General features: G+C 55.9%; 18 protein-coding genes. 14 read left to right on the forward strand and 4 right to left on the reverse strand.

The window, feature by feature from the left end:
* The first annotated feature begins 18 nt into the window (after positions 1 to 18).
* Positions 19 to 357, forward strand: a complete 339-nt coding sequence (locus P1U45_RS05650; protein ID WP_293609911.1) for a DUF2794 domain-containing protein — start codon at positions 19 to 21, stop codon at positions 355 to 357.
* A 6-nt stretch (positions 358 to 363) separates the two neighbouring features.
* Here P1U45_RS05650 and P1U45_RS05655 read toward each other — a convergent pair whose 3' ends face one another.
* Together P1U45_RS05655 and flgK are read right to left on the reverse strand one after the other, a co-directional pair.
* Entirely contained in the window at positions 364 to 1,287 is a 924-nt protein-coding gene (locus tag P1U45_RS05655) for a flagellin (protein ID WP_301058055.1), read from the reverse strand.
* Between the two features lie 13 nt (positions 1,288 to 1,300).
* Positions 1,301 to 3,415 (reverse strand): flagellar hook-associated protein FlgK, encoded by a 2,115-nt coding sequence (gene flgK / locus P1U45_RS05660; RefSeq protein WP_301058059.1) that lies wholly within the window; start codon positions 3,413 to 3,415, stop codon positions 1,301 to 1,303.
* Between the two features lie 361 nt (positions 3,416 to 3,776).
* Between flgK and P1U45_RS05665 the strand changes: the two genes are divergently transcribed.
* The 12 genes from P1U45_RS05665 to P1U45_RS05720 all read left to right on the forward strand — a co-directional run bounded on the left by P1U45_RS05665 (position 3,777) and on the right by P1U45_RS05720 (position 17,291).
* Positions 3,777 to 5,318: a flagellar hook-length control protein FliK gene (locus tag P1U45_RS05665; RefSeq protein ID WP_301058061.1), complete on the forward strand. Its 1,542-nt coding sequence runs from the start codon at positions 3,777 to 3,779 to the stop codon at positions 5,316 to 5,318.
* A gap of 12 nt (positions 5,319 to 5,330) precedes the next feature.
* The gene (locus P1U45_RS05670) at positions 5,331 to 5,990 is read left to right on the forward strand and encodes a flagellar hook capping FlgD N-terminal domain-containing protein (protein ID WP_301058063.1); all 660 of its coding nucleotides are present in this window, start codon (positions 5,331 to 5,333) and stop codon (positions 5,988 to 5,990) included.
* A 118-nt stretch (positions 5,991 to 6,108) separates the two neighbouring features.
* Positions 6,109 to 7,491 (forward strand): flagellar hook protein FlgE, encoded by a 1,383-nt coding sequence (locus P1U45_RS05675; RefSeq protein ID WP_301058065.1) that lies wholly within the window; start codon positions 6,109 to 6,111, stop codon positions 7,489 to 7,491.
* Positions 7,492 to 7,694: 203 nt separating this feature from the next.
* The gene (locus P1U45_RS05680; RefSeq protein ID WP_027441468.1) at positions 7,695 to 7,967 is read left to right on the forward strand and encodes a DUF1153 domain-containing protein; all 273 of its coding nucleotides are present in this window, start codon (positions 7,695 to 7,697) and stop codon (positions 7,965 to 7,967) included.
* 102 nt (positions 7,968 to 8,069) lie between these two features.
* Positions 8,070 to 9,752: a flagellar basal-body MS-ring/collar protein FliF gene (gene fliF, locus P1U45_RS05685; RefSeq protein ID WP_301058067.1), complete on the forward strand. Its 1,683-nt coding sequence runs from the start codon at positions 8,070 to 8,072 to the stop codon at positions 9,750 to 9,752.
* Between the two features lie 74 nt (positions 9,753 to 9,826).
* Positions 9,827 to 10,846: a flagellar motor switch protein FliG gene (gene fliG, locus P1U45_RS05690; protein WP_363259255.1), complete on the forward strand. Its 1,020-nt coding sequence runs from the start codon at positions 9,827 to 9,829 to the stop codon at positions 10,844 to 10,846.
* On the forward strand, positions 10,830 to 11,468 hold the full coding sequence (locus P1U45_RS05695; protein WP_301058072.1) for a hypothetical protein: 639 nt from the start codon (positions 10,830 to 10,832) through the stop codon (positions 11,466 to 11,468). Before fliG ends, P1U45_RS05695 begins: the two co-directional genes overlap by 17 nt.
* A gap of 40 nt (positions 11,469 to 11,508) precedes the next feature.
* Positions 11,509 to 11,826, forward strand: a complete 318-nt coding sequence (gene fliN, locus P1U45_RS05700; protein WP_366144982.1) for a flagellar motor switch protein FliN — start codon at positions 11,509 to 11,511, stop codon at positions 11,824 to 11,826.
* A gap of 55 nt (positions 11,827 to 11,881) precedes the next feature.
* Positions 11,882 to 13,264, forward strand: coding sequence for a sigma-54 dependent transcriptional regulator (locus P1U45_RS05705; RefSeq protein ID WP_301058076.1), 1,383 nt, complete (start codon positions 11,882 to 11,884; stop codon positions 13,262 to 13,264).
* Between the two features lie 81 nt (positions 13,265 to 13,345).
* On the forward strand, positions 13,346 to 15,433 hold the full coding sequence (gene flhA / locus P1U45_RS05710) for a flagellar biosynthesis protein FlhA (RefSeq protein WP_366144983.1): 2,088 nt from the start codon (positions 13,346 to 13,348) through the stop codon (positions 15,431 to 15,433).
* A 14-nt stretch (positions 15,434 to 15,447) separates the two neighbouring features.
* On the forward strand, positions 15,448 to 16,443 hold the full coding sequence (locus tag P1U45_RS05715; RefSeq protein ID WP_293609923.1) for a flagellar biosynthesis protein FlhF-like protein: 996 nt from the start codon (positions 15,448 to 15,450) through the stop codon (positions 16,441 to 16,443).
* Positions 16,443 to 17,291 carry an AAA family ATPase gene (locus tag P1U45_RS05720; RefSeq protein WP_022693958.1) on the forward strand — a complete coding sequence of 283 codons (849 nt, stop codon included), beginning with the start codon at positions 16,443 to 16,445 and terminating at the stop codon, positions 17,289 to 17,291. The genes P1U45_RS05715 and P1U45_RS05720 overlap by 1 nt, the downstream gene beginning before the upstream one ends.
* 15 nt (positions 17,292 to 17,306) lie before the next feature.
* Here P1U45_RS05720 and P1U45_RS05725 read toward each other — a convergent pair whose 3' ends face one another.
* Positions 17,307 to 18,680 (reverse strand): hypothetical protein, encoded by a 1,374-nt coding sequence (locus P1U45_RS05725; protein ID WP_301058081.1) that lies wholly within the window; start codon positions 18,678 to 18,680, stop codon positions 17,307 to 17,309.
* Positions 18,681 to 18,841: 161 nt separating this feature from the next.
* On the opposite strand from P1U45_RS05725, the gene P1U45_RS05730 reads away from it, so the two are divergent.
* Positions 18,842 to 19,999, forward strand: coding sequence for a serine hydrolase domain-containing protein (locus P1U45_RS05730; RefSeq protein ID WP_301058084.1), 1,158 nt, complete (start codon positions 18,842 to 18,844; stop codon positions 19,997 to 19,999).
* Positions 20,000 to 20,025: 26 nt separating this feature from the next.
* Here the strand turns inward: P1U45_RS05730 and motA are convergent, their stop codons facing one another.
* A complete protein-coding gene (gene motA, locus P1U45_RS05735; RefSeq protein ID WP_293607096.1) occupies positions 20,026 to 20,895 on the reverse strand; it encodes a flagellar motor stator protein MotA in 870 nt (289 codons plus the stop codon).
* Positions 20,896 to 20,923: the final 28 nt, after the last annotated feature.

A 20,923-nucleotide genomic window follows, 5' to 3' on the forward strand; every position in this document is an offset into this window, starting at 1 on the left:
GAAGCGCATGGTGTCTGAATGAACGTTCAAACTCGTACGAATAACGCAAAAACTCACGAGCCGGTTTTCTTTCATCGGCTCGAACTTGATCAGATAATGGGTGTGTATGGCCGGATGGTCGCCGCCGGTGAGTGGCGGGATTACGCGCTCAACATGCATAAAGACCGCGCCGTCTTTTCCATTTTCAAACGCGCCGCCGAAATGCCGATATATAGAGTCGAAAAACAGCCCGCATTGGCAAGACGCCAGGGGGCATACTCAATTGTCTCTGCTGAAGGCGTGATTCTGAAACGCGGCCATGAGCTGAAAAGCGTTCTCGCCTTTTTCGACCGCAAACGCTTCAACGTGATCGGCTGACCATAATTATCGAAGCAGGTTGACGAGAGACAGGTCCTGAATGGTGTTAAACACCGAAGCTGTCGCCTGATATTGCAACTGTGCCTGATTGAGCTGCACTGCGACTTCCGCGAGATCTACATCGGTAATGTTAGCGGACAGAGATTCCAGAAGGTCACGTTCAGATGTGTGGCGTTCAATTGCTGCATCAGTCTCGTTGAGCACACGGCCGTTTTTACCCTGGGCCTCAATCAAGCCCTCATAAACAGATTTCATCTGCGACAGAGCTGACTTGATCGCGTCTTGCTGGGCTTGCGTCGGGTTGTCAGTGAACGGACCGTCCACGCTTTCAGCGAATATCTGAAGGTCACGTAGAATAGTCAGAGGCTCTTGCGAAATTTCATGTGCGAGTGGCGCTTCGTCCACGAGGCGGGATTTGTCGATACGCACCTGAACGGCGCGCGCATCTGAATTTACGGCATCTGCGAGCGGATTATTGGCCAGATCGCTGATGGAATCGGCCACAATCGGTGCTTCGGTCGGAAGATTACCCCCGAACATGTACTTGCCGTTCAGGGTCGCGTTAAAAGAGGACTTCAGGTCAGAGAATGCGGCAGAAATATCGCTGCCGACCGATGAAAGGTCGCCAAGAGCCAGCGCGTTAGTGAGCTTTTCGCGGAGTGTACCGACAACGTCGGCAGCGCGGCCGATATGTGCGTCCTGCAGATCAAGGCGTGTCGTCAGTTCTTCGGCTGACGCTTTATAGGCTTCGGCCTGCGCGCGCATACGGTCGAGGCTGACAACAGTGCGGGCATCCGAACCATAGCCTTTCAGGTCTTCGGCTTCACGCTGGGTGGCGGTCTTGCGCTGCGCGTCAAACAGTTCGCGCTGTGCGCGCTGCAAATCGGTCAGCGCGTTTGAATTGATCATGCTGGAGGCGATGCGTGTCATGCGAATTCAGGTCCTACACCATGTTTAACAGCGTATCGTACATGTCTTTCGACGCCTGAATGAGGCGCGAAGCTGCCGAATAGCTTTGTTGGAAGACGGTCATATTGACCATTTCTTCGTCCAGATTGACGCCCTCTGCAGATGCGCGGCGAAGTTTGGCTTCTTCTCTAAGCGCTTCTGAGGCCTCGGCTCTGTTCAAAAGCGTTGTCGCCTTGGAGCCTGCGTCGGACGCAATTTGCGCCGCCGCATCGGTGAGCGACAGATTGAGATATTCTGTGCCTTGCATGGTTCGTAGATTTACAGCGCTACCGAGTGCGCCCTGAAGCGCGAGTGCACCGTCATTGCTGCCAGCAGCCACGCCAACGGAACCTACCGCAGTTGCAGTGGTGTCGAACTTCGAGGTCGCCAGAAGGCTTGGGCTGAGGCTGAGTTCGTCTTTGAGTGACAAGCCACGCGCGCGTTCGGCAGGGCCTTCAATGCCAAGGCCGAAAATGGCGCTGAGCGAGGTGCCAGTTGAACCGCGGAGTGTTGTGTCTGAGATGACATCGATCACGGCAACGCTGCCGGCCGTGTTCGGCGAAATGGTCAGGCTGCCATTTGCATCGAGTGATGCAGTTGCAAAGCTTCCCAGAACGCCAGCGCCATTCAGATCATTGATAATGTCATCAATAGTGGCACCGCCCGGTGTGTAGGTGATGGACTGGATCAGATCACCATTTCCGTTCCGGATGCCGAAGGTCATATCGCCGCTCGTAACGCCATGGGCGTCTGTGCCTGACAAGCCTGTCTCGAAGAAGACCGGACGTGACGTCGTTACGAGATCATTGAGTCCGAAGAAGGCAGAAACGCCGCGGCCACCACGATCGGATGGGTTGGTTGGGTCCTGCGCAATCGCGACTCCATTTGTGCCGGTTGCGCTCAGGCTCATGACGCCGTCTGTAAAGCTGACTGATGCAGACCCGCCGAACGCAGAGTTCAGGGCAGAGGCAAATCCCGCCACTGTGCCGCCCATCGCGGTTACACCGCCAGCGGAGGTCGTTAGCGTCCCGGCATCAAAATCGACCTGGACAGATTCAATCGTGCGTCCCGACGAATCAACAACGGCGAAGGTTGACGCGCCAGTGAAGTTCAATGCGTCCGTGCCAAGAAGACCCGTCTCTCTACCGGTCAGGCTGGTCGGGGCAGGAACCGCGGTTCCTTCATTATGTGCCTGGTTGAGCTGGTCTGCCAGCGCCGACGCATATTCACCCAGAGAATATGAAAGGTCAGGCAATTCGGAATCGCGGGCTGTCAGCAAACCGCGGATCTCGCCGGATTGAATTTGCCGCGTTACATCAAGCTCGGCGTCGGAGCCTGCCGGCGAAATGGATACGCCGGGATAACGTGCACCATCCGTGCTCTGATTAACGGCGAGCTCCGCCGCACGGTGGTCGACAAGCAGAAGGCCTGAAGTTGTACGCAGTTCTACACCGCCCAGCTCGCGCTGGTTCACTTTGAAGTCGATATAACCCGCCAGCTGGTCCATGAGCTGGCTTTGCTGGGTTTCTGCACCGGTTGCATCGGCACCGGCCATTTTGAACTTCTGGATTTCAGCGTTCAGAACAGAAATTTGGCTCAGAATCTGGTTGGTGTCTGACACTGCGACCGTCAGCTTCTGGTGGGCCTCGTCGCGCAGACCATCAATCGTTTCAAAGGTCGCTTTTATGTCCTGGAAGGTCGCATTCACAGATGACACAAAATCGGTTTTACGAAGCGAGGATGAAGCATCGCTCGCAAGAGCCGCAGCATCCGACATAAGATTGTCGACGGCTGCAAACATGGATGTTGAGCTGGTTGGATCGCCAAAACCTGCCTGCGCCCGGTCCAGCAGTCCGGCGGTAGCCTCATACTGGCCGGCATTGGAAATGCCTGCGAGATGCGCTGCGGCGAGGAATCTGTCTGCTGCGCGCTGAACGATAAGCTCAACGCCAGTTCCCTGACCGTTAAGGACGGTCTGAGCTGTGCGTGCATCCTGACGCACATAGCCTTCAGTATTGACGTTGGCGATATTGTTAGAGGTGACGCGCAGCGCTGACTGGTTCGCCAGAAGTGCGCTCAGCCCTGTATTCATGATACTGTTTACGCTCATCGGATCACCCGCTGAATTCAAGTCTGCTCTTTCGCTAAGGCGCTCTTCGCCTGCGCGCGCACGTACTCATACACGGGTAGATTTTATGGAGCGGACATTTCGCAATCCTTTACAAGGTGCAAAAAATATTCCCGCATAAAATCAATTGTTTGGAAGGAATGCTTACCGGCGCAGAGGGCAGTTTTTACCGTTCTACCCGGCAAAAAGTGTTGCCGTGAACGATGTAAATGGAGGAGTGATTTCCGGCAGATTGCCTAGTTCGCTGTTTTTATTGTGATTTAAATCGTTAAAATCGGTCAATAAATCTGGCCAGCCGATTGCTTTTAATCTCTTCGGCGCGACACGCGCTGTGGAGATGTAAATGAATATTGTGCCATTTGGCCTTTCTGTTGCGAAGACTGTTACCGATGATCCGTCGCACGCCTTCGATGGCGATGCCGGTGAATTTGCGATGTTGCTTGCACAAAGCACTGCGCCGCAGGCGGTAACATCTCTCAATCAGTTCGGTCCGCAACAGACATCTTTCTCTGGCCTCGTTTCTGATGTTCAGAGTGCATTTCCGCAAGTTGCCTTCCCTTCTAATGCCAATTCTTCATCTGCCGGTGGAGATCAGCTGGCCTCAAAGTCAAACGCTCCGCTTACAGGTGTGGCGCCAACCGCCGACCAGCAACTGAATGCCCAACCGGCGGCGCCCGCAAATGGCGCTCGTCCAGCTTCGGGTGATGTGTTGGCTCAGGGCGCTCAAAGCGATGCAGCGAAGATCCGCTCAGATGCGGCACCCACAACCCCTATATATAAGGACTCCCAGGCTGGGGCCGGATGGGCGCGTCCGCTGTCAGATGCTGGACTCGTGTCGCAGGGCGAGAATAACCAAACCCGGACCTTCCCAAGCCAGTCGGCTCTCAATGTCACTGGCCAGCCTGATGGCGGCGCAAAATCGGCTATCGCGACGGGGCGCGTTCCGTTTGAGGGCGCAACATCCAATGCGAGTGGCATTGCTAATACGCCAGCGCCATCTCAGCCTTCTCAGGCAATGGCACAGGGGCTGCAATCAGGCCTGCCAGCCGAAACACCTCTCAAACAGGCCGTGCCGGAAAGTAATTCATTCGCGGCAGCTTCAACGACCTCTCATGGCGGCGAGTCCCGAACGGGCGGCGCGCAAGGCAGCGCGAATACGACCGCAACATCTACAGCGGCTCAGCCGGGTGCGGCCGCGCAAAACGGTTCTCAATCATCTTCAGGGCAGGGAAATGGCCAGCAAGGCCATTCAGGACCACAGACGCAGGCAGCTGCTCAGGCAGTTTCATCTTCTAAGGAGCTGGCTGCGTCTGAACTTCTGCCCGAAGAGTTTGTACAGGAAATGGACCTCGCCGAAGCTGATGCTGGCGATATGCAGATGACGGAGGCGCAGCGCAGCGCCGCGCGCGCCGATGCGGCGCTGCCGGCCCATCTTCGCGGTTCAGCGGCGACACAAGCTGCGGTTCTGGCGCAGGTCAGCCAGAAAATGCTGCAAAAGTTTGATGGCAAAACATCACGCTTTGAAATCCGTCTTGATCCGGCAGAACTTGGCAAGGTGGATGTGCGCATTGAGGTCGATCGCGATGGCCGGGTGCAGGCTGTGCTGGCAGCAAAAGATGCCGTTGCAGCTGACGCGTTGACCCGCGGTCTCCGATCTCTCGAGAACGCACTTACCCAGGCCGGTTTCGATCTTGGGGATAACGGCGTTCAGGTAGAACTTGATCAGAACAATAGTAAGAAATCGTTCACTCACTCCGGTGATAGTGAAGACCAGGCGGAGCTGCAGCAGGCGGCATCCGACACAGAGCAGCAACCGGCAGAAGCGCGGACTGTGACACCTCAGATTCAGGCATGGTCGAGACAGCGTCTCGATGTGAAAGCCTAGGAGCCAACTTAGATGGTTGATGTGGTTTCAACAGTCAGCGGAATTCAAAACCAGGCATCGAGCGCGTCCGCGTCTCTGTCTGCAAACTTTGATACCTTCCTCAATCTTCTGACAGCGCAGCTTCAGAATCAGGACCCGCTGGAGCCGGTGGATTCAAGTGAATTCACAAACCAGCTCGTTCAGTTTTCGGGCGTGGAACAACAAATCCAGACGAACCAGAATATGGCGCAGCTGATCCAGCTGACGAACAATTCTACGGTTGCAGGCCTGTCCGGTTATCTGGGGCAGATTGTCGAGATTGATTCGCTCGTTGGTGAATTGGGCGCTGATGGAATTGAGTGGCGTTATGACATGCCGGAAGGCGTTAAAGGCGCCAAGGTTTCCATTCAGGATCAGCGCGGCAACGTAATTTACTCTCAGGAGCTGAGCACGACCGAAGGCACAGCGAGCTTTGAGTGGAATGGTGAAACCACGAGCGGCTCTGACCGTGAGGATGGGTTCTACCAGATGATTATTCAGGCCACGGATTCCAGCGGGGAGGCTGTGAATGTGCCGGCCCGTGTCCGGGCCCAGGTCTCAGGCATTGACCTGACGACCGACCAGACGGCGATCTCAACGACCGCCGGCGCTTTCTATTTCGATCAGGTACTCAGACTGGCAGCCGCCAGCTAAGCCCGAATTTGAATAATAAGGCGGGTTAAAATGACCGGCCACGCTAATGCGAAACGGACCACGAAGGGTCGACACATGAACAATGTGATGATGGGATCTTTCAAGGAGTAACTCAGTTATGAGTATCAACACAGCTCTTCTGGCTGGCACATCCGGCCTGCGTGCAAACGCATCAGCACTCGCTGTAACATCTGACAATATTGCGAACGCAAACACGGTTGGCTTCAAGCGACAGCGTTCTGATTTTACCGCTCTGCTTCTGCAACAGGATCAATTCTCCAGCTATAATGCGGGCGGCGTTATAGCTTCGAACCGTACAATGGTTGAAGAGCAGGGCGCGCTCGAAAGCAGCACTTTCTCGACCCACCTCGCTATCGCTGGTGACGGTATGTTTGTCACGCGTCAGAAAGCGGCTAACGCAACCACATCTGACGGATACTTCTTCACACGCGCAGGCCAGTTCGAACCTGACAGCGAAGGCTATCTGGCAAACACATCCGGCTATTACCTCTATGGCTGGCCGGTTGATGAAACAAACCCGATCCCGACAGGCCCGACCGACCTTTCCGTTCTTGAACCGGTTCGCGTGTCCAATATCGGTGGTGCAGCTCAGGCGACAGAGAATATTTCTTTCTCAGCGAACCTCGAGGCGTCTCAGACAATCAATCCTGCAGCGGGCACGTATGACCTTGCGACCAACCCGAATGTGAGCATGGCGTCAGGTGACTTCACGCCGGACTTCCAGAGCACGGTTCAGATTTATGATTCGCTCGGCGGCATCCGGACGCTGGCTATGTCGTTCATGAAATCCCCGACTGCGAATGAGTGGTTTGCCGAAGTTCACGTGGTTCCTGCATCAGATCTTCAGGCGACAGGTCGCCCTGACGGTACTCTGGCGAGCGGCGTTGTTGCGTTTACGTCTGATGGTCAGCTCGATCTTGCAAACTCTACCCTGCCAAGCACGATCGATATTCTGGCGTCCAATGCGACGGCGACGGACCCGCAAATCGGCTGGGCGACAGCTTCCGGTCTGGCAGCGCAAACGCTTAACCTTGATATTGGCGGCGCGCTAACCGCTGGTGGCCTTACGCAATACGACACGCCGAACGAGCTGGTCGAATCAACAGTAGATGGCCGTGCATATGGCGTCCTGTCTTCGGTCGAGGTTGACAAGGACGGTTATGTGAACGCGCTTTTCACAAACGGCCTGTCCCGCTCTATTTATCAGCTTCCGCTGGCGACCTTCCCGAACATGTCTGGCCTCAACCTTGAGCCGGGCGGCGCATTTTCTGCAGCTCCTGATTCGGGGCAGCTGAATATGAAGGCTGCAAACGAAGGCGGCTCTGGCGCAGTTCAGTCTCGTGCGCTTGAAGCATCGACTGTGGATCTCGCCGAAGAGTTTACAACGCTCATCGTGACGCAGCGGGCTTACTCGGCAAGTTCTAAAATTGTTACAACCGCCGATGAGATGCTGGACGAGCTAATTCGTATCAAGCGATAGTAAGTCTTAAATTTGCGAGTTAGTCGCAGAATAAAAAACGCTTTAAAACCGGGGGCTTAGGCTCCCGGTTTATGGTTTATCTGCGCGTGAAATTTGCCGGAAGTTTCCATTAATTCCAAACGCGCGCTCAAGTCTGACCTTAAAACTCTGCCGGTATAACCAGACCATCGACAAACCGAGCCACAAAAAGAAGGGCTTTGATGATGGTGCATGAATCGCAGGTGATCACATCAGTTCCGGGACCAGACGGAAAGCAGATCACACTTAAGGATCTTCCAGAACCCACGATCCGTCGTTGGGTAACTCGCCGCAAGGCGGAAGTTGTTGCCGCCGTACGTGGCGGGCTTCTGACGCTTAAGGAAGCGTGCGAGCGTTACAATCTTAGCGAGGAAGAATTTTCCGGCTGGCAGAAGCTTTATGACCGTCATGGGTCAAAAGGACTGCGAGTTACACGCGTACAACAGTACCGCGGCTGATAAAAAACATTCTGTCTTAACGACTTTGTTAAGCCCTCCTTTACGGTGAGGTGGGAAATTCCTGCCTAGCACTTCGTAAAAAACGGGTTTGGCTAGGCATTTATGGCTGAGACAGAATCAAAAAAATCCGGATTTTCCATCGCCGGCATAGGGCAGACCCGAATCATTGCGGGTCTTATCGTCCTTGCTATTGTCGGCGGTGTTATGTCTTCGTTGTTCCTGCGGACAGGTTCAGCGCAACAGGCACTACTCTATTCCGGTCTGGAACTCGCGGAAGCGTCCCAGATCGCAGAGCGCCTCGATCAGTCCAACATCCGATATGATATGCGCGGCGATGGGTCTTCCATCTTCGTAGCCCGCGATCAGGTCATGGACGCGCGCATGATGCTGTCCAGCGAAGGTCTGCCGTCTCGCGGATCTGTCGGCTATGAAATTTTTGACCAGCAGGACGCGCTCGGTGCGACGACATTCGTTCAGAACGTAAACCGCGTCCGCGCGCTTGAGGGCGAGCTTGCCCGCACGATTACCAATCTTGATAACGTCCGCTCGGCGCGGGTTCACCTGGTTCTGCCGGAACGACGCCTGTTCGAGCGCGACGCCTCGGCAACAACTGCCTCTATTGTCGTGGATATTGTAGGCCGATCTCTGGACGGCGCGCAGATTCGCGCGATTCGAAATCTTGCAGCGGGTGCGGTTCCAAGCCTTGAGCCCGATCATGTGACGCTTCTTGATGGTCAGGGCCGACTTCTTGCGGCCGCAGCCAGCGATGCAAATGGTTCGATTGGTGGCATGACGGCAGACGAACGCCGGGCCATGATAGAAGAAGAGCTCCGTCAGAAGGTGCTCGACCAACTCGAACCGGTTGTGGGTGCAGGTGCGGCGCGTGTTCAAATCAGCGCTGACGTCGACTTTAACCGAGTGACACGTTCATCTGAGCTGTTTGATCCGGAAGGACGTGTCGTTCGATCTACCCAGACTGTTGAAGAATCATCTGCCGATCGTATTCGTGGCCGTCAGGAAGCAACCACAGTCGAGCAAAACCTGCCGGATGCTGAAGACACAGGCGCGGATGGTCCGACTGAAGACCGGTCTACATCCCGCACCGAAGAAACGATCAACTACGAAATCTCGCGCACGACGCAGACAGAAGTCGTCGAAGGCGGCGCGATCAATCGTCTGTCTATCGCTGTGGCAATCGACAATATGCGGACGGTTACTGCCGGTGAAGATGGCGCAGAGATTGTGAACTTCGCGCCGCGCTCCGAGGCTGATATGGCGCAGATTGCGGCCCTTGTTCGCTCTGCTGTTGGCTATAATCAGACACGCGGCGACGTTGTTGAAGTTGTAAACATCCAGTTCGCTCAGCCGGACCTGACACTTGGTACCGCGGCGAGCTCTGGTGGTTTCCTCGATTTCACCAAGAATGACATCATGCGCGCTGTTGAGCTCATTGCGCTGTTCATTGGCGGTCTGGCCGTTGTGTTCTTTGTTCTGCGTCCACTGATTTCGGGCCTTTTGAGCGGTCCGTCTTCCCCGGCCACCCGTTCATCAGGTGGTGAGCGCATTACAGCTGAAGGCTATTCAGCAGGCGCGCTTCCGGCGCCGTCTGACGCGGGCCGTGCATCTGCCAGCGAACTTGAGCATTCGATTGATGTCGCGAACGTCAGCGGTCAGGTGAAAGCATCTTCTATGAAGAAGATTGCTGAGATGATCGACCAGCACCCGGATGAGTCGGTTTCCATTCTCCGGACCTGGCTGAACGAATCTGATCAGAGGGCCTTCTGATGTCGAAGGAAACAGAAGCCCTCGCAGAACTCGTCACAGCCAACATCGCCGGCAATAATCCGGCGAATGCGGGTATCAGCCTGAAAATTCGCAACCGGATTCAGGGGATGACGGGCGCTGAAAAGTCTGCCGTTATTCTGATGGCGCTCGGTGAAAACATGGCGCCGGTCTGGGAAAAGCTCGGCGAAGACGAGATCCGTGAAATCTCACACGCCATGTCCGGTCTTGGTGTTGTAGAAGCCGAACTCGTTGAGAGCCTTATCTCTGACTTCGTCTCCAAGATGACCAATCAGGGCAATATCATGGGGTCTTACGAGCAGACGCAAAAGCTGCTCATGAACTTCCTGCCGCCTGAAAAGGTGGACGCTCTGATGGAAGAGATTCGCGGTCCTGCGGGTCGAACCATGTGGGACAAGCTCGGCAATGTGAACGAGGTCGTTCTCGCGAACTATCTAAAGAACGAGTACCCGCAGACCGTTGCGGTGGTTCTCTCCAAAGTTAAGGCGGACCATGCGGCGCGCGTGCTTGCGGCACTGCCGGAAGAATTCGCAATCGAGTGCGTTCAGCGTATGCTGCGCATGGAACCTGTTCAGCGCGAAATCCTCGATAAAATCGAGAATACGTTGCGCTCGGAGTTCATGTCCAACCTTGCACGCACATCGAAACGAGACAGCCACGAGTTGATGGCGGAAATCTTCAACAGCTTTGACCGTCAGACCGAGGGCCGCTTCCTCAACAGTCTCGAGGAACGCAATCGCGAGAGCTCGGACAAGATCCGCGCGCTTATGTTTGTCTTCGAAGACCTCTCAAAACTCGATCCGGGTGGTATTCAGACGCTTCTGCGCGGCGTCGAGAAAGACAAGCTCGCGCTGGCGCTCAAAGGTGCATCCGACGATCTTCGCGATCTGTTCCTGTCCAACATGTCCGAACGCGCGGCGAAGCTGCTCAAGGACGACATGCAGGCGCTCGGTCCGGTACGTCTGAAGGATGTCGATCAGGCGCAAACCGAAATGGTATTCACGGCGAAAGACCTCGCAGCACGCGGCGAGATCATGCTGTCAGAAGGTGGAGGCGATGATGAGCTCATCTACTAACGCTGACGCATTCTCTTTTGATACCGAGTTCGGCGTTGACGGCACCGTCCTGCAGGAGGGTGGCCGTTTCAAGCGCTACACTCAGGCCGAAATGGACGCAGCCGTCGAGGCCGCACGTCAGGAAGCCATGGCGTCTTCCGAGGCGCAGATGCACCGGCAGGTGGAGGCGTCCGTTCAGGCGCTGGTTCAACACGTCAGCCCGACCTTGCCTTTCGCGATGTCGATTGCCGATGACTTGCGCAAGCAGGCCGCTGAACTCGCGCTTATGATGGGGCGGAAACTCGCCGCTGAAGCCATTGCAGCCTTTCCGCAGGAAGCCGTGCAGGCCGCGCTCGCCGAAGCCGTTTCCGATCTGCCGATGAACGCAGTCGTGACGTTGAAAATTTCGCCTGATCTGGAGGCGCTTGTCGCGCCGGTTGTCGAGGCCAGAACGCCTCCGGGCACAGATATCAGACTTGTTGCAGATCCGATGGCAGCTCCGGGTGCATGGACGCTTGAATGGGCGTCCGGCGCGGTGAGCCAGGACCCGGAAATGCTCGCAGAGAAGCTGGAACAAATCGTTCGCAGCCATCTGACACAACCCCTTGAGCCACAGGGCGACCTGTTCGCCACCGTGGCATGATTGAAGAGAGTGTATCTTGAGTAACGACGACGCTTTAAACCTGCCGGAACTTGAAAACACCGGAGCCCCAGCTTCCAAGCCGTCTCAGCGCTCGGAAGAGAAGGCTGCTGCCGACCTGGAGCCCGTCTTTGACGTTCCGGTCAATATTCAGGCCGTACTCGGTCGCACTCAGATGGAAGTGTCAGAGCTTCTGCGCCTCGCGCCGGGCTCGCTTCTCGAGCTTGACCGCCGCGTTGGTGAAGCCATCGATATTTACGTCAATAACCGGCTCGTTGCCCGTGGTGAGATCGTCCTCGTTGATGATCGCCTCGGTGTGACAATGACGGAAATCATCAAGGATGGGGAGGGTGTGAACTAATGGCCCGTCTCGCCTCTTACCCCCCTGTAAAAGTGTCTATTGAAGGAGCCCGCCCATGCGCGTGATGATGATCGGAAATCTGGGAGGTCAGCTTTCGGTCGCTTCGAAGATCGCGTTCGATCGCGGGGCGAAAGTCACCCATTTCGACCAGATCGAGCAGGCGCTTTCGGCTTTGCGGGCCGGTCGCGGTGCAGACCTGATCATGGCGGACTACAATCTGGACCTGTCCAGCCTGACATCTGCGCTGGATGCAGAACGGATTGCGGTTCCAGTCGTGGCTTGCGGCGTTGAGGCCGACGCGACGGGCGCTGCGAATGCGATCCGTGCCGGTGCGCGCGAATTCATTCCGCTGCCGCCAGATCCGGACATGATCGCCGCCGTACTTGAAGCGGTTGCCGATGACGAACGTCCGATGATCGTATCCGATCCGGCGATGCAGCGCGTTATTCAGCTTGCTGACCAGATTGCAGGGAGTGAAGCCAGCGTACTCATCACCGGTGAGAGCGGTGTCGGTAAAGAAGTCATGGCGCGCTATGTGCACAAGCAGTCACGCCGGGCCTCCAAGCCGTTCATCTCGGTGAACTGTGCGGCTATTCCTGAAAACCTCCTGGAATCAGAACTCTTCGGTCACGAGAAGGGTGCGTTTACGGGCGCTGTCACACGCCGTATTGGTAAGTTTGAAGAGGCCGATGGCGGTACGCTTCTGCTGGACGAGATTTCCGAGATGGATGCGCGCCTTCAGGCAAAACTCCTGCGCGCTATTCAGGAACGCGAGATTGACCGCGTTGGTGGCTCCAAGCCGATCAAGGTCAATATCCGTATCCTTGCGACGTCCAACCGGAATCTTGCAGACGCTGTGAAGGAAGGTATCTTCCGTGAAGACCTTCTTTATCGCCTCAACGTGGTGAACCTTCGTATTCCGCCGCTGCGTGAGCGCAAACTCGATGCGGTTGAGCTGGCAAATTACTTCGTCGAGAAATACGCGGCGGCCAATGGCCTTCCGGGCAAACAGCTTTCAGACGAAGCACGCGAATGCGTTCAGGCGCATGACTGGCCAGGCAATGTTCGTGAACTTGAAAACGCGATGCACCGCGCTGTGCTTCTATCAGTTGGCGACGTCATAGGTGCTGAAGCAATCCGCTCGCCAGATGGTCTTGAGCCGGTTGCAGCATCCAGTCACCCAATGCCGACGGGTAATCCGGTCGTTGATGCGGCGACGCAGTCAGCGTCCGCGCTCAACACATCTCTGGTTGGCCGCACAGTTGCCGATGTCGAACAGGATCTGATCCTTGATACGCTCAGCCATTGCCTTGGTAACCGTACACACGCCGCGAACATCCTGGGCATTTCGATCCGCACGCTTCGCAATAAGCTGAAAGCCTATTCGGAAGCGGGCGTAGACGTGCCGCAACCGGGCGAAGTTCGCGAAGCAATCTAGGCGTCATGAGAGTAGGTAACGGGTTTGGCTGATACGACGTCATCTCAGGGTCTTTCAGAAGGCAACGCAGCCGGCGGTGGTTTGCGTATCGGTGGATTTGACGTCCAGGCCTTTCTGACGTCCGGCCTCAAGAGCGAGGTGGCCATGGGGGTCGGGGTTCTCGCCCTGATCATCATGCTGATCATGCCTATGCCGAGCATTCTGCTCGACATGATGCTGGCCGTTTCTATTACCTTCTCTGTTCTGGTTCTGATGACAGCGCTTCTGATCAAGAAGCCGCTCGAGTTCAGCGCCTTTCCGGCAGTTCTGTTGATCGCAACGCTCTTGCGACTTGGCCTCAACATGGCCTCAACACGGCTTATCCTCTCCAATGGCGCTCAGGGACCTGACGCGGCCGGTGATGTCATCAAGGCGTTCGGCTCGTTCGTGATGGGCGGTAACTACGTCATCGGCGTCATTATCTTCATCATTCTGGTGATCGTGAACTTCGTCGTGATCTCCAAAGGTTCTGGCCGTATCGCGGAAGTTGCAGCCCGCTTCACCCTTGATGCCATGCCGGGCAAACAGATGGCGATTGATGCTGACCTGTCTGCGGGTCTCATTAATGAAGAAGAGGCTCGCGAGCGCCGTAAAACGGTTGAAGGTGAAAGTAATTTCTTCGGTGCCATGGATGGTGCCTCGAAGTTTGTTCGCGGTGACGCGGTTGCCGGTCTTCTGATTACGGCGATCAACATCATTGGCGGCATTATTATCGGCGTAGCGCAGGAAGGCCTAGCCTTCGACACTGCTGCCGATACCTACACCCGTTTGACAATCGGTGACGGTCTGGTCAGCCAGATTCCAGCTCTGATTATCTCGATCGCCGCGGGTCTTCTCGTTTCTAAAGCCGGTCTTGATGGTCCTGCCGATAAGGCGTTCGGCACGCAGCTGATGAGCAATCCGCTCGGACTTTATATGGTCGCTGGCGCAGCCTTTTTTGCGGGTGTCCTGCCTGGCATGCCAATCATTCCGTTTTTCGCGCTTGCTGGTTCGCTTGGCTATATGGGTTACCGTGTAGATAAACAGAACAAGGAAGCTGCTGAACAGGACAAGATCGCAGAGGCGATCAAGACCGAGAAAGCCGCCGAACCAAAAGAAGCGCCAATCTCTGATTCTCTTGCCGTTGATGACCTCAAGATCGAACTCGGCTTCGGTCTGGTGGCGCTCATCAATGAGACTAAGGGCCGTAAGCTGACAGATCAGGTGAAGGCGGTGCGCCGTCAGATTGCGGCCGAATTCGGCTTTGTCGCGCCGTCTGTGCGCATCGTCGACAATCTGGAACTGCCGTCTGAATCCTATCATATCTGCGTTAAGGAAATCGTGGCCGGTGATGGCCGTCTGAAGCTCAATCACCACCTCGCAATGGATGCGATGGGTAATGCCTCACCGATCTCCGGTGAGCGCGTCACAGAGCCTGTTTTCGGGCTTCCTGCGATCTGGGTAGACGAAGCGCGCAAGGAAGATGCTGCGATTAACGGCTATACGGTTGTTGATCCGGCAACTGTACTTACGACGCATTTTACCGAAATTGTTAAGGAAAATATGGCTGAATTGCTCTCATTCGCCGCGGTCAAATCCCTTCTGGATGACCTGCCGCAGGAGCAGAAAGCCTTGGTCGCAGATATCGTACCAAACCAGATCAGCACTTCAGGCATTCAGCGCGTTCTTCAGAACCTGCTGCGCGAATTTGTGTCTATCCGTGATCTGCCGACAATTCTGGAGGGAATTGCCGAAGCAGCATCTGCCAATAAGGATATGACCTTTATTACAGAGCATGTGCGGTCACGACTGGGCCGACAGCTTTGCCATGTGAATTCCGATGAAACCGGACAGCTTCCGGTCATCACAATGTCTCCGGGGTGGGAACAGACCTTCGCAAACGCCATTGTCGGCCAGGGTTCAGAGCGTCAGCTTGCGCTTGAGCCGTCCCGTCTCCACGCGTTTGCCGGTGAGGTCCGACAGGCCTTTGACAAGGCCAGCCAGCAAGGCATGACGCCTGTGCTTCTGACGAGTGCTGCGATCCGACCGTTTGTACAGTCGCTGATTGACCGCTTCCGTCCGAAGACACCAGTCCTGTCTCAGAATGAAATTCATCCCAAAGCGCGCCTGCGCGCTGCCGGGACGGTTTAGGGGGAGTAGCGGCCATGAAGATGAAGCTTTACTCGGCGGCCACCAGGGAGGAAGCGGTAGCTCTCGCTTTCGCCGATATGGGTCAGGATGCAGTTATCCTGTCCGAATGGGAGGCCGAAACAGGTTATGAGGTTCGCGCCGGGGTGGAGCGGGCCACACAACGGGTTGCGCCGAAATTTGAACTGAAGGCGGAGCCAAGACCTTCGCCGGTTCTGCAGCTCAACCGGTATCGTGAGCAGCTCAAAGATATTCTCTCATGGCATGGTGCGCCAGACGGGTTCTCTGACGTTCTGGCAACAACGGGCGCACGCCTCGTTGATGCAAATACCGATCTCTCAAACGGATTCGTGTACGCGCTGGAAGGTATGGTCGGCTATTCGCCCATCACGCCGGGCCTTGAGCGTCCAATCATGCTGGTAGGTCCGCCGGGTTCCGGTAAAACGTCTACGGCGGCAAAGTTTATCCGCCGGTCACAGGCTGCCAACTGCGAAGCTGTTCCGATTGTTGCCGACTTTGATGCGACGTCCGGTTCGTCCCAACTCGCAGCCTATCTTCAGCGCGATGTCGGCAAAGTGCCAACGTCGCTTACGCCTGACCAGCTGCTTAAAAGTTATGACCGGATTCGCGCGCTTGGCCGCGGCATGGTCATTGATACTCCCCCGATCAACCCGACAGATTCAGAGGATCTGGATCGACTTCGCGACCTTATTACCCTCGTCGATGCGGAGCCGGTTCTAGTTATTTCTGCAGAAGGCCATCCGCTGGATCTGGAAGATAATATAAAAGCCTTTGCAGAACTCGGTATTCGACGTTGCATCATTACCAAACTCGATGTTGTAAAGCGCCGCGGAAGCGTTTTGTACGCTATCGCGAACGCCAGACTTAATATCTCGCATCTCTCACTGACCCCATTTATCGGCGGGGGCTTAATCCCTGCCACATCTAATCGTCTCGCCCGCATACTCCTCGAGCATGCGCCAGGTGCAGAATCCCTGAAAGGAGCCGCGTAATGAGTTTCGGCTTTCGTAGACAAAAAGAAACGGCAGGACCGCAATCTCGCGTTCAGCCGGCATCAATCATCGCTGTTGCGTCCGGTAAGGGCGGGGTAGGGAAGACCTTCCTGTCTACCGCACTGGCCGGCGCGCTGGCCAAAGCCGGGCGACGAACGCTTCTGGTAGATGGTGACCTGGGGCTTGCGAACGTAGACGTTCACCTTGGTATTGCTCCGGAAACAGACCTTGCGGCCGTCATTGCAGGCTGGGTAGAGCTTGAACACGCTGTAACGCCGGTCTCGGGCGGCGTTGCCGAAGGTGGTTTCGATGTGCTTCCGGGCCGTTCGGGATCAGGTGCCATGGCTGCGCTTCCACAGGAAGAGGTTGCACGCCTTGCGGCTGGTCTGACAGCGCTCGCGCTTCAGTATGATCACGTACTCGTCGACCTTGCCGCTGGCCTTGAAACCAACGTTATGCGTCTTGCTCGCTCGGCTGACCGCACACTCGTCGTGGTGACTGATGATCCGGCATCCATGACGGACGCGTATGCTTTCATCAAGGTCATGAAAGGCTATGCGCCATCCGTGCAGCCGATCATCGTGATCAACCAGGCTGACAACCGTCAGCGCGGCCGTCAGACGTATGAGGCGATTGCCAAGGCCTGCCAGACCTTCCTCGGTTTCCGCCCACCGCTGGCTGGTATCGTCACGCGTGACCCGAATGTACGTGAAGCCCTGCGCAATCAGATTCCGATCATGGAACGCTGGTCTACAACACGTGCAGCGGTTGATGCGGCGCAGATCGCAGAATCTCTCATCCGTGGATGGGAACTTCCAACCAGCGACGAGGACCGTCCACGCGCCTGATCAACGCGCGCAAGATCAAGCGCGTTGATCCTTAACCGGCTGTACCGGCACAATCCCTTGCGGGGTGTCCATCCGATAGCCGGATTCATCACTGGAGCTTTGGCTCTGGCTCGTATCATTCGTGAGGCTGTTCATCAGCCAGAGAATGCCCGCAGCCAGAATAAGCGCCGTGAGCAGTGTCACGAACAAATTCGGAAATGCCAGAAAGGCGCGGTGGGTTACCTGCCGCCCGGTCGACCAGAGTGCGCGCTCGCCAGAGACTTGCGCGCCTTCAGGCAGATCATCCAGATAACCGCTTGTGTAGGGACTGAACTCACGTGTCTTGAACGCGATATCGCCCCAGCCGGTGGCGAAGGTGTGCGATGAAGCGTCATCAAATTCCCGAAAATAGCCTGTTGGCTCGTTCAGAATGATCGCCTGATCAATCTGTGTCGGAAGCTGCAGTGTGCGACCATCATGCAGAGAAATCTCGAGGAACCGGATCTTCTGAGAGATCCCGTACGCTGGGGCCGCTTTGGCATATCTGTAGTGCCGGGATTTCCTATTGGCCTGCTCCTGCTTTTGCAGACGGGTCGTAACGCGCCGGCTCTCGGCGGTGTCGAAGCGCCGATTTGCCAGCCAGTCATCGAGTATGCGGTCTGGAAGAGGTAAAGTGCGGTGAGCGGTACGAAAATCTGAGGATGCGATGTCCTGTTTGGGGATACGCTTTACGCGGCTCTGCAGCGTTCCGGCCAGGCTGTTGCATACGGCTTCACCGACGACATAGTGCGTATCTGTGATAAAAAGGCAGACAAGGTAAAATGGCGTGTACAGGCCTGTAAAATAGTCGCTTTCGGACAGTTTGTGATGTGCAGCGGGGCCGTAGGCGACGTCCCGACCGTAAGGTGTGACAGCCCGAAATGATTTATGCCCGACGGAGCCCAGAAACGTTTCGAGATCGTCCTCATCAAAGAGCAGGCGCTCAAGTAGAGGTGCCCCTGCGGTCCTGACGGGCAACATATCTGACGGGCGCAAACCGGATGCTTTTAAGATGGCGCGTAGCGCGCGTTTATAATCCTCCCGCAGAGTGCTACGCGCCTTTGCGGCCAGTGCTTGTCTGCTCTGGTTGCGCCGTATGCGGGCGAGCAATTTGAACAGGCTGAGCAGCAGGAAGATGATACACGCGGAAGCGGCCATAATCGCCAGCGCTACAAGCGCGGCATCCATATAGACCAGCCCGAAAATGGCTTCCCGGTCAGGACGGTCCCAATCGAGCGCCCACGCAAAGCCATAGCCCATTGCGGCGAGCTGGAGTAGAGAGAGCAATACGGCAAAGCCCGGGCGTTCGATGATGTCATCGAATTGGAAGAATGCATGAAGTTCTTCCCGGCCTGCTGGCTTTACCGGCATTTTTATGCCCCCGCCCGCTGAGCTGTATTGTTAAGTTGACGTCCCATTAGGATTTTCTTTAGCAGACGGTCTGAAGTTTGCATGCTCTATCCAACTAATAAGCGAGTCCTGTTCGGCGCATTCGCGGTTTGAGCGGCACTGTCCCTCCGGAGAGATCTTGAATGAAATTGGCTATGCGGTGGTTTTCGGGTCTGTTCATGGCGCTCTGCCTCGGCGCGACGGCGCAGGCGCAATCGATTGATTACGGCTATCTGGATGCTCGAATCCGCCTGCTAATGCAGCGCGATGACATGATGGGGCTAGCTGTTGCTGTCGTCGAAAATGGCGATATCCGTTTCGTGCGTGGCTATGGCCTTACAGAAGAGGGCGGCAGCCCTGTAAACACTGACACGCGTTTCCGCTGGGCGTCTGTTTCCAAAGGACTTGCAGGCACGATTGCAGCCGAGCTCGATCATCAGGGCATTCTGTCTCTGGATGACACAGTGTCCGAATATCAGACAACCCTGCGCCTTCCAGGTTTTGGTGAAAACACCGCTACGCTGCGCGATGTTCTGTCTCACCGCCTTGGCCTCGTTTCCAACGCATATGACAACATTCTTGAAAGCGGCCGTGAGCCGTCTGCCATTCGCGGTATGCTGGGTGATCTTGATCTGATCTGCCCTGTCGGTCAGTGCCATGGCTATCAGAACGTCGCGTTCGATACGATTGAGGAAGTTTTCTACGACACAACAGGCGATGATTTCGACACGATTGTGTCTGAGCGCGTCTTCCGTCCGCTCGGTATGCGCAATGCGGCTTCCACTTATGACGGTTTTGTCGCTGGTGGAAACTATGCGCGCCCGTACAATTATCGCGGTGGCCGTATGGTCGCGGATCGCATCACCCCTCCTTACTTCCGCGTAGCCGCAGCGGGCGGTATCAGCTCTTCAGCAGATGATATGGCGCGGTATCTTCAGGCGCAGATGGGGCTTCGTCCGACAGTCTTTTCTCAGGAAGCTCTGACCGAGGCGCACACACCGATTGTTGAAACCCTTCGCGAAGCGCGGGGCATGGGCCGCCGTTACGATCGCATTCGGGATGCTGATTACGGTCTTGGCTGGCGCATCTATGATTATGAAGGCCACACAGTGGTCGGGCACCGCGGCGCGGTGCGCGGCTATCGCGCTCTGATCATGTTCGATCCGGAGCGTCAGACAGGCATTGCCGCGATGTGGAATTCAAATATCTCACGCCCGACAGGTTTGCAGTTCGAGCTGATGGATATGGTCTACGGTCTGGAGCACCGTGACTGGATGCGCCTTATGTCGGGTGACAGCTAAGGCGCATCTGATTTCGTTTCGGAAAATTAAGCCGCTTCAGGAACGTTGTTGAGCGCTTCTTCAAGCTGCGCGAAAGTCGGTTGAGCGGTGCTTGGAATATTGCCGCGACCGATCTCGACAGAAATCTGCGCTGCGTTGCCATGCAGGTGGGCCACCAGAACGTCTTTGATGATCTGATAGAACTTGCCTTCTTCGTCGATCACTTCGCCCATGCGCGATGCGAATGGTCCAACCAGACCGTAAGCGAGGAACACGCCGAGGAATGTACCTACGAGCGCTGAACCGATCAGCTTACCCAGATATTCAGGCGGCTGGTTGATCGCGCCCATGGTTTTAATGATACCCAGAACCGCGGCAACAATACCAAGCGCCGGAAGCGCGTCTGCCATGCCCTGTAGGGCGTGCGCCGGTGCGTGAGCTTCGTGGTGGTGCTTTTCGATCTGTTTTTCGATCGCGTCTTCCACCTGGTGCGGATCTTCCATGTTCATGGTCATCATGCGGAGTGTGTCGCAGATCAGATCGAGTGCGAAATGGTCCTTCATAATCTTCGGATATTCCTGGAAAATTCGGGACTCTTTCGGGTTCTCGATATGCGCCTCAATGGCGACGACCCCTTTGGTCTTCATCGTCTTCGTTAAGACAAATAAGACCGATAACAAGTCGGTATAGTCTTTGGGTTTCCATTTCGGCCCGGCCATCGCCTTACCAAAACCGCCCAGGACACCGAGCACGGTTTTGAAAGAGTTGCCGATCAGAAGCGCACCAACGGCAGAGCCGCCAATCATCATCATCTCGAACGGCGCAGCTTTGATGATGACGTCAAAGTGTCCGCCGGCGAGCATGAAGCCCCCGAACACCATGCCGAAAACGACCACGATTCCAATGATCTGAAACATCGAACCCAACTTTTCTGTTGTTATATTG

The organism is Ponticaulis sp. (genome assembly GCF_029210165.1).
GTDB lineage: Bacteria > Pseudomonadota > Alphaproteobacteria > Caulobacterales > Hyphomonadaceae > Ponticaulis.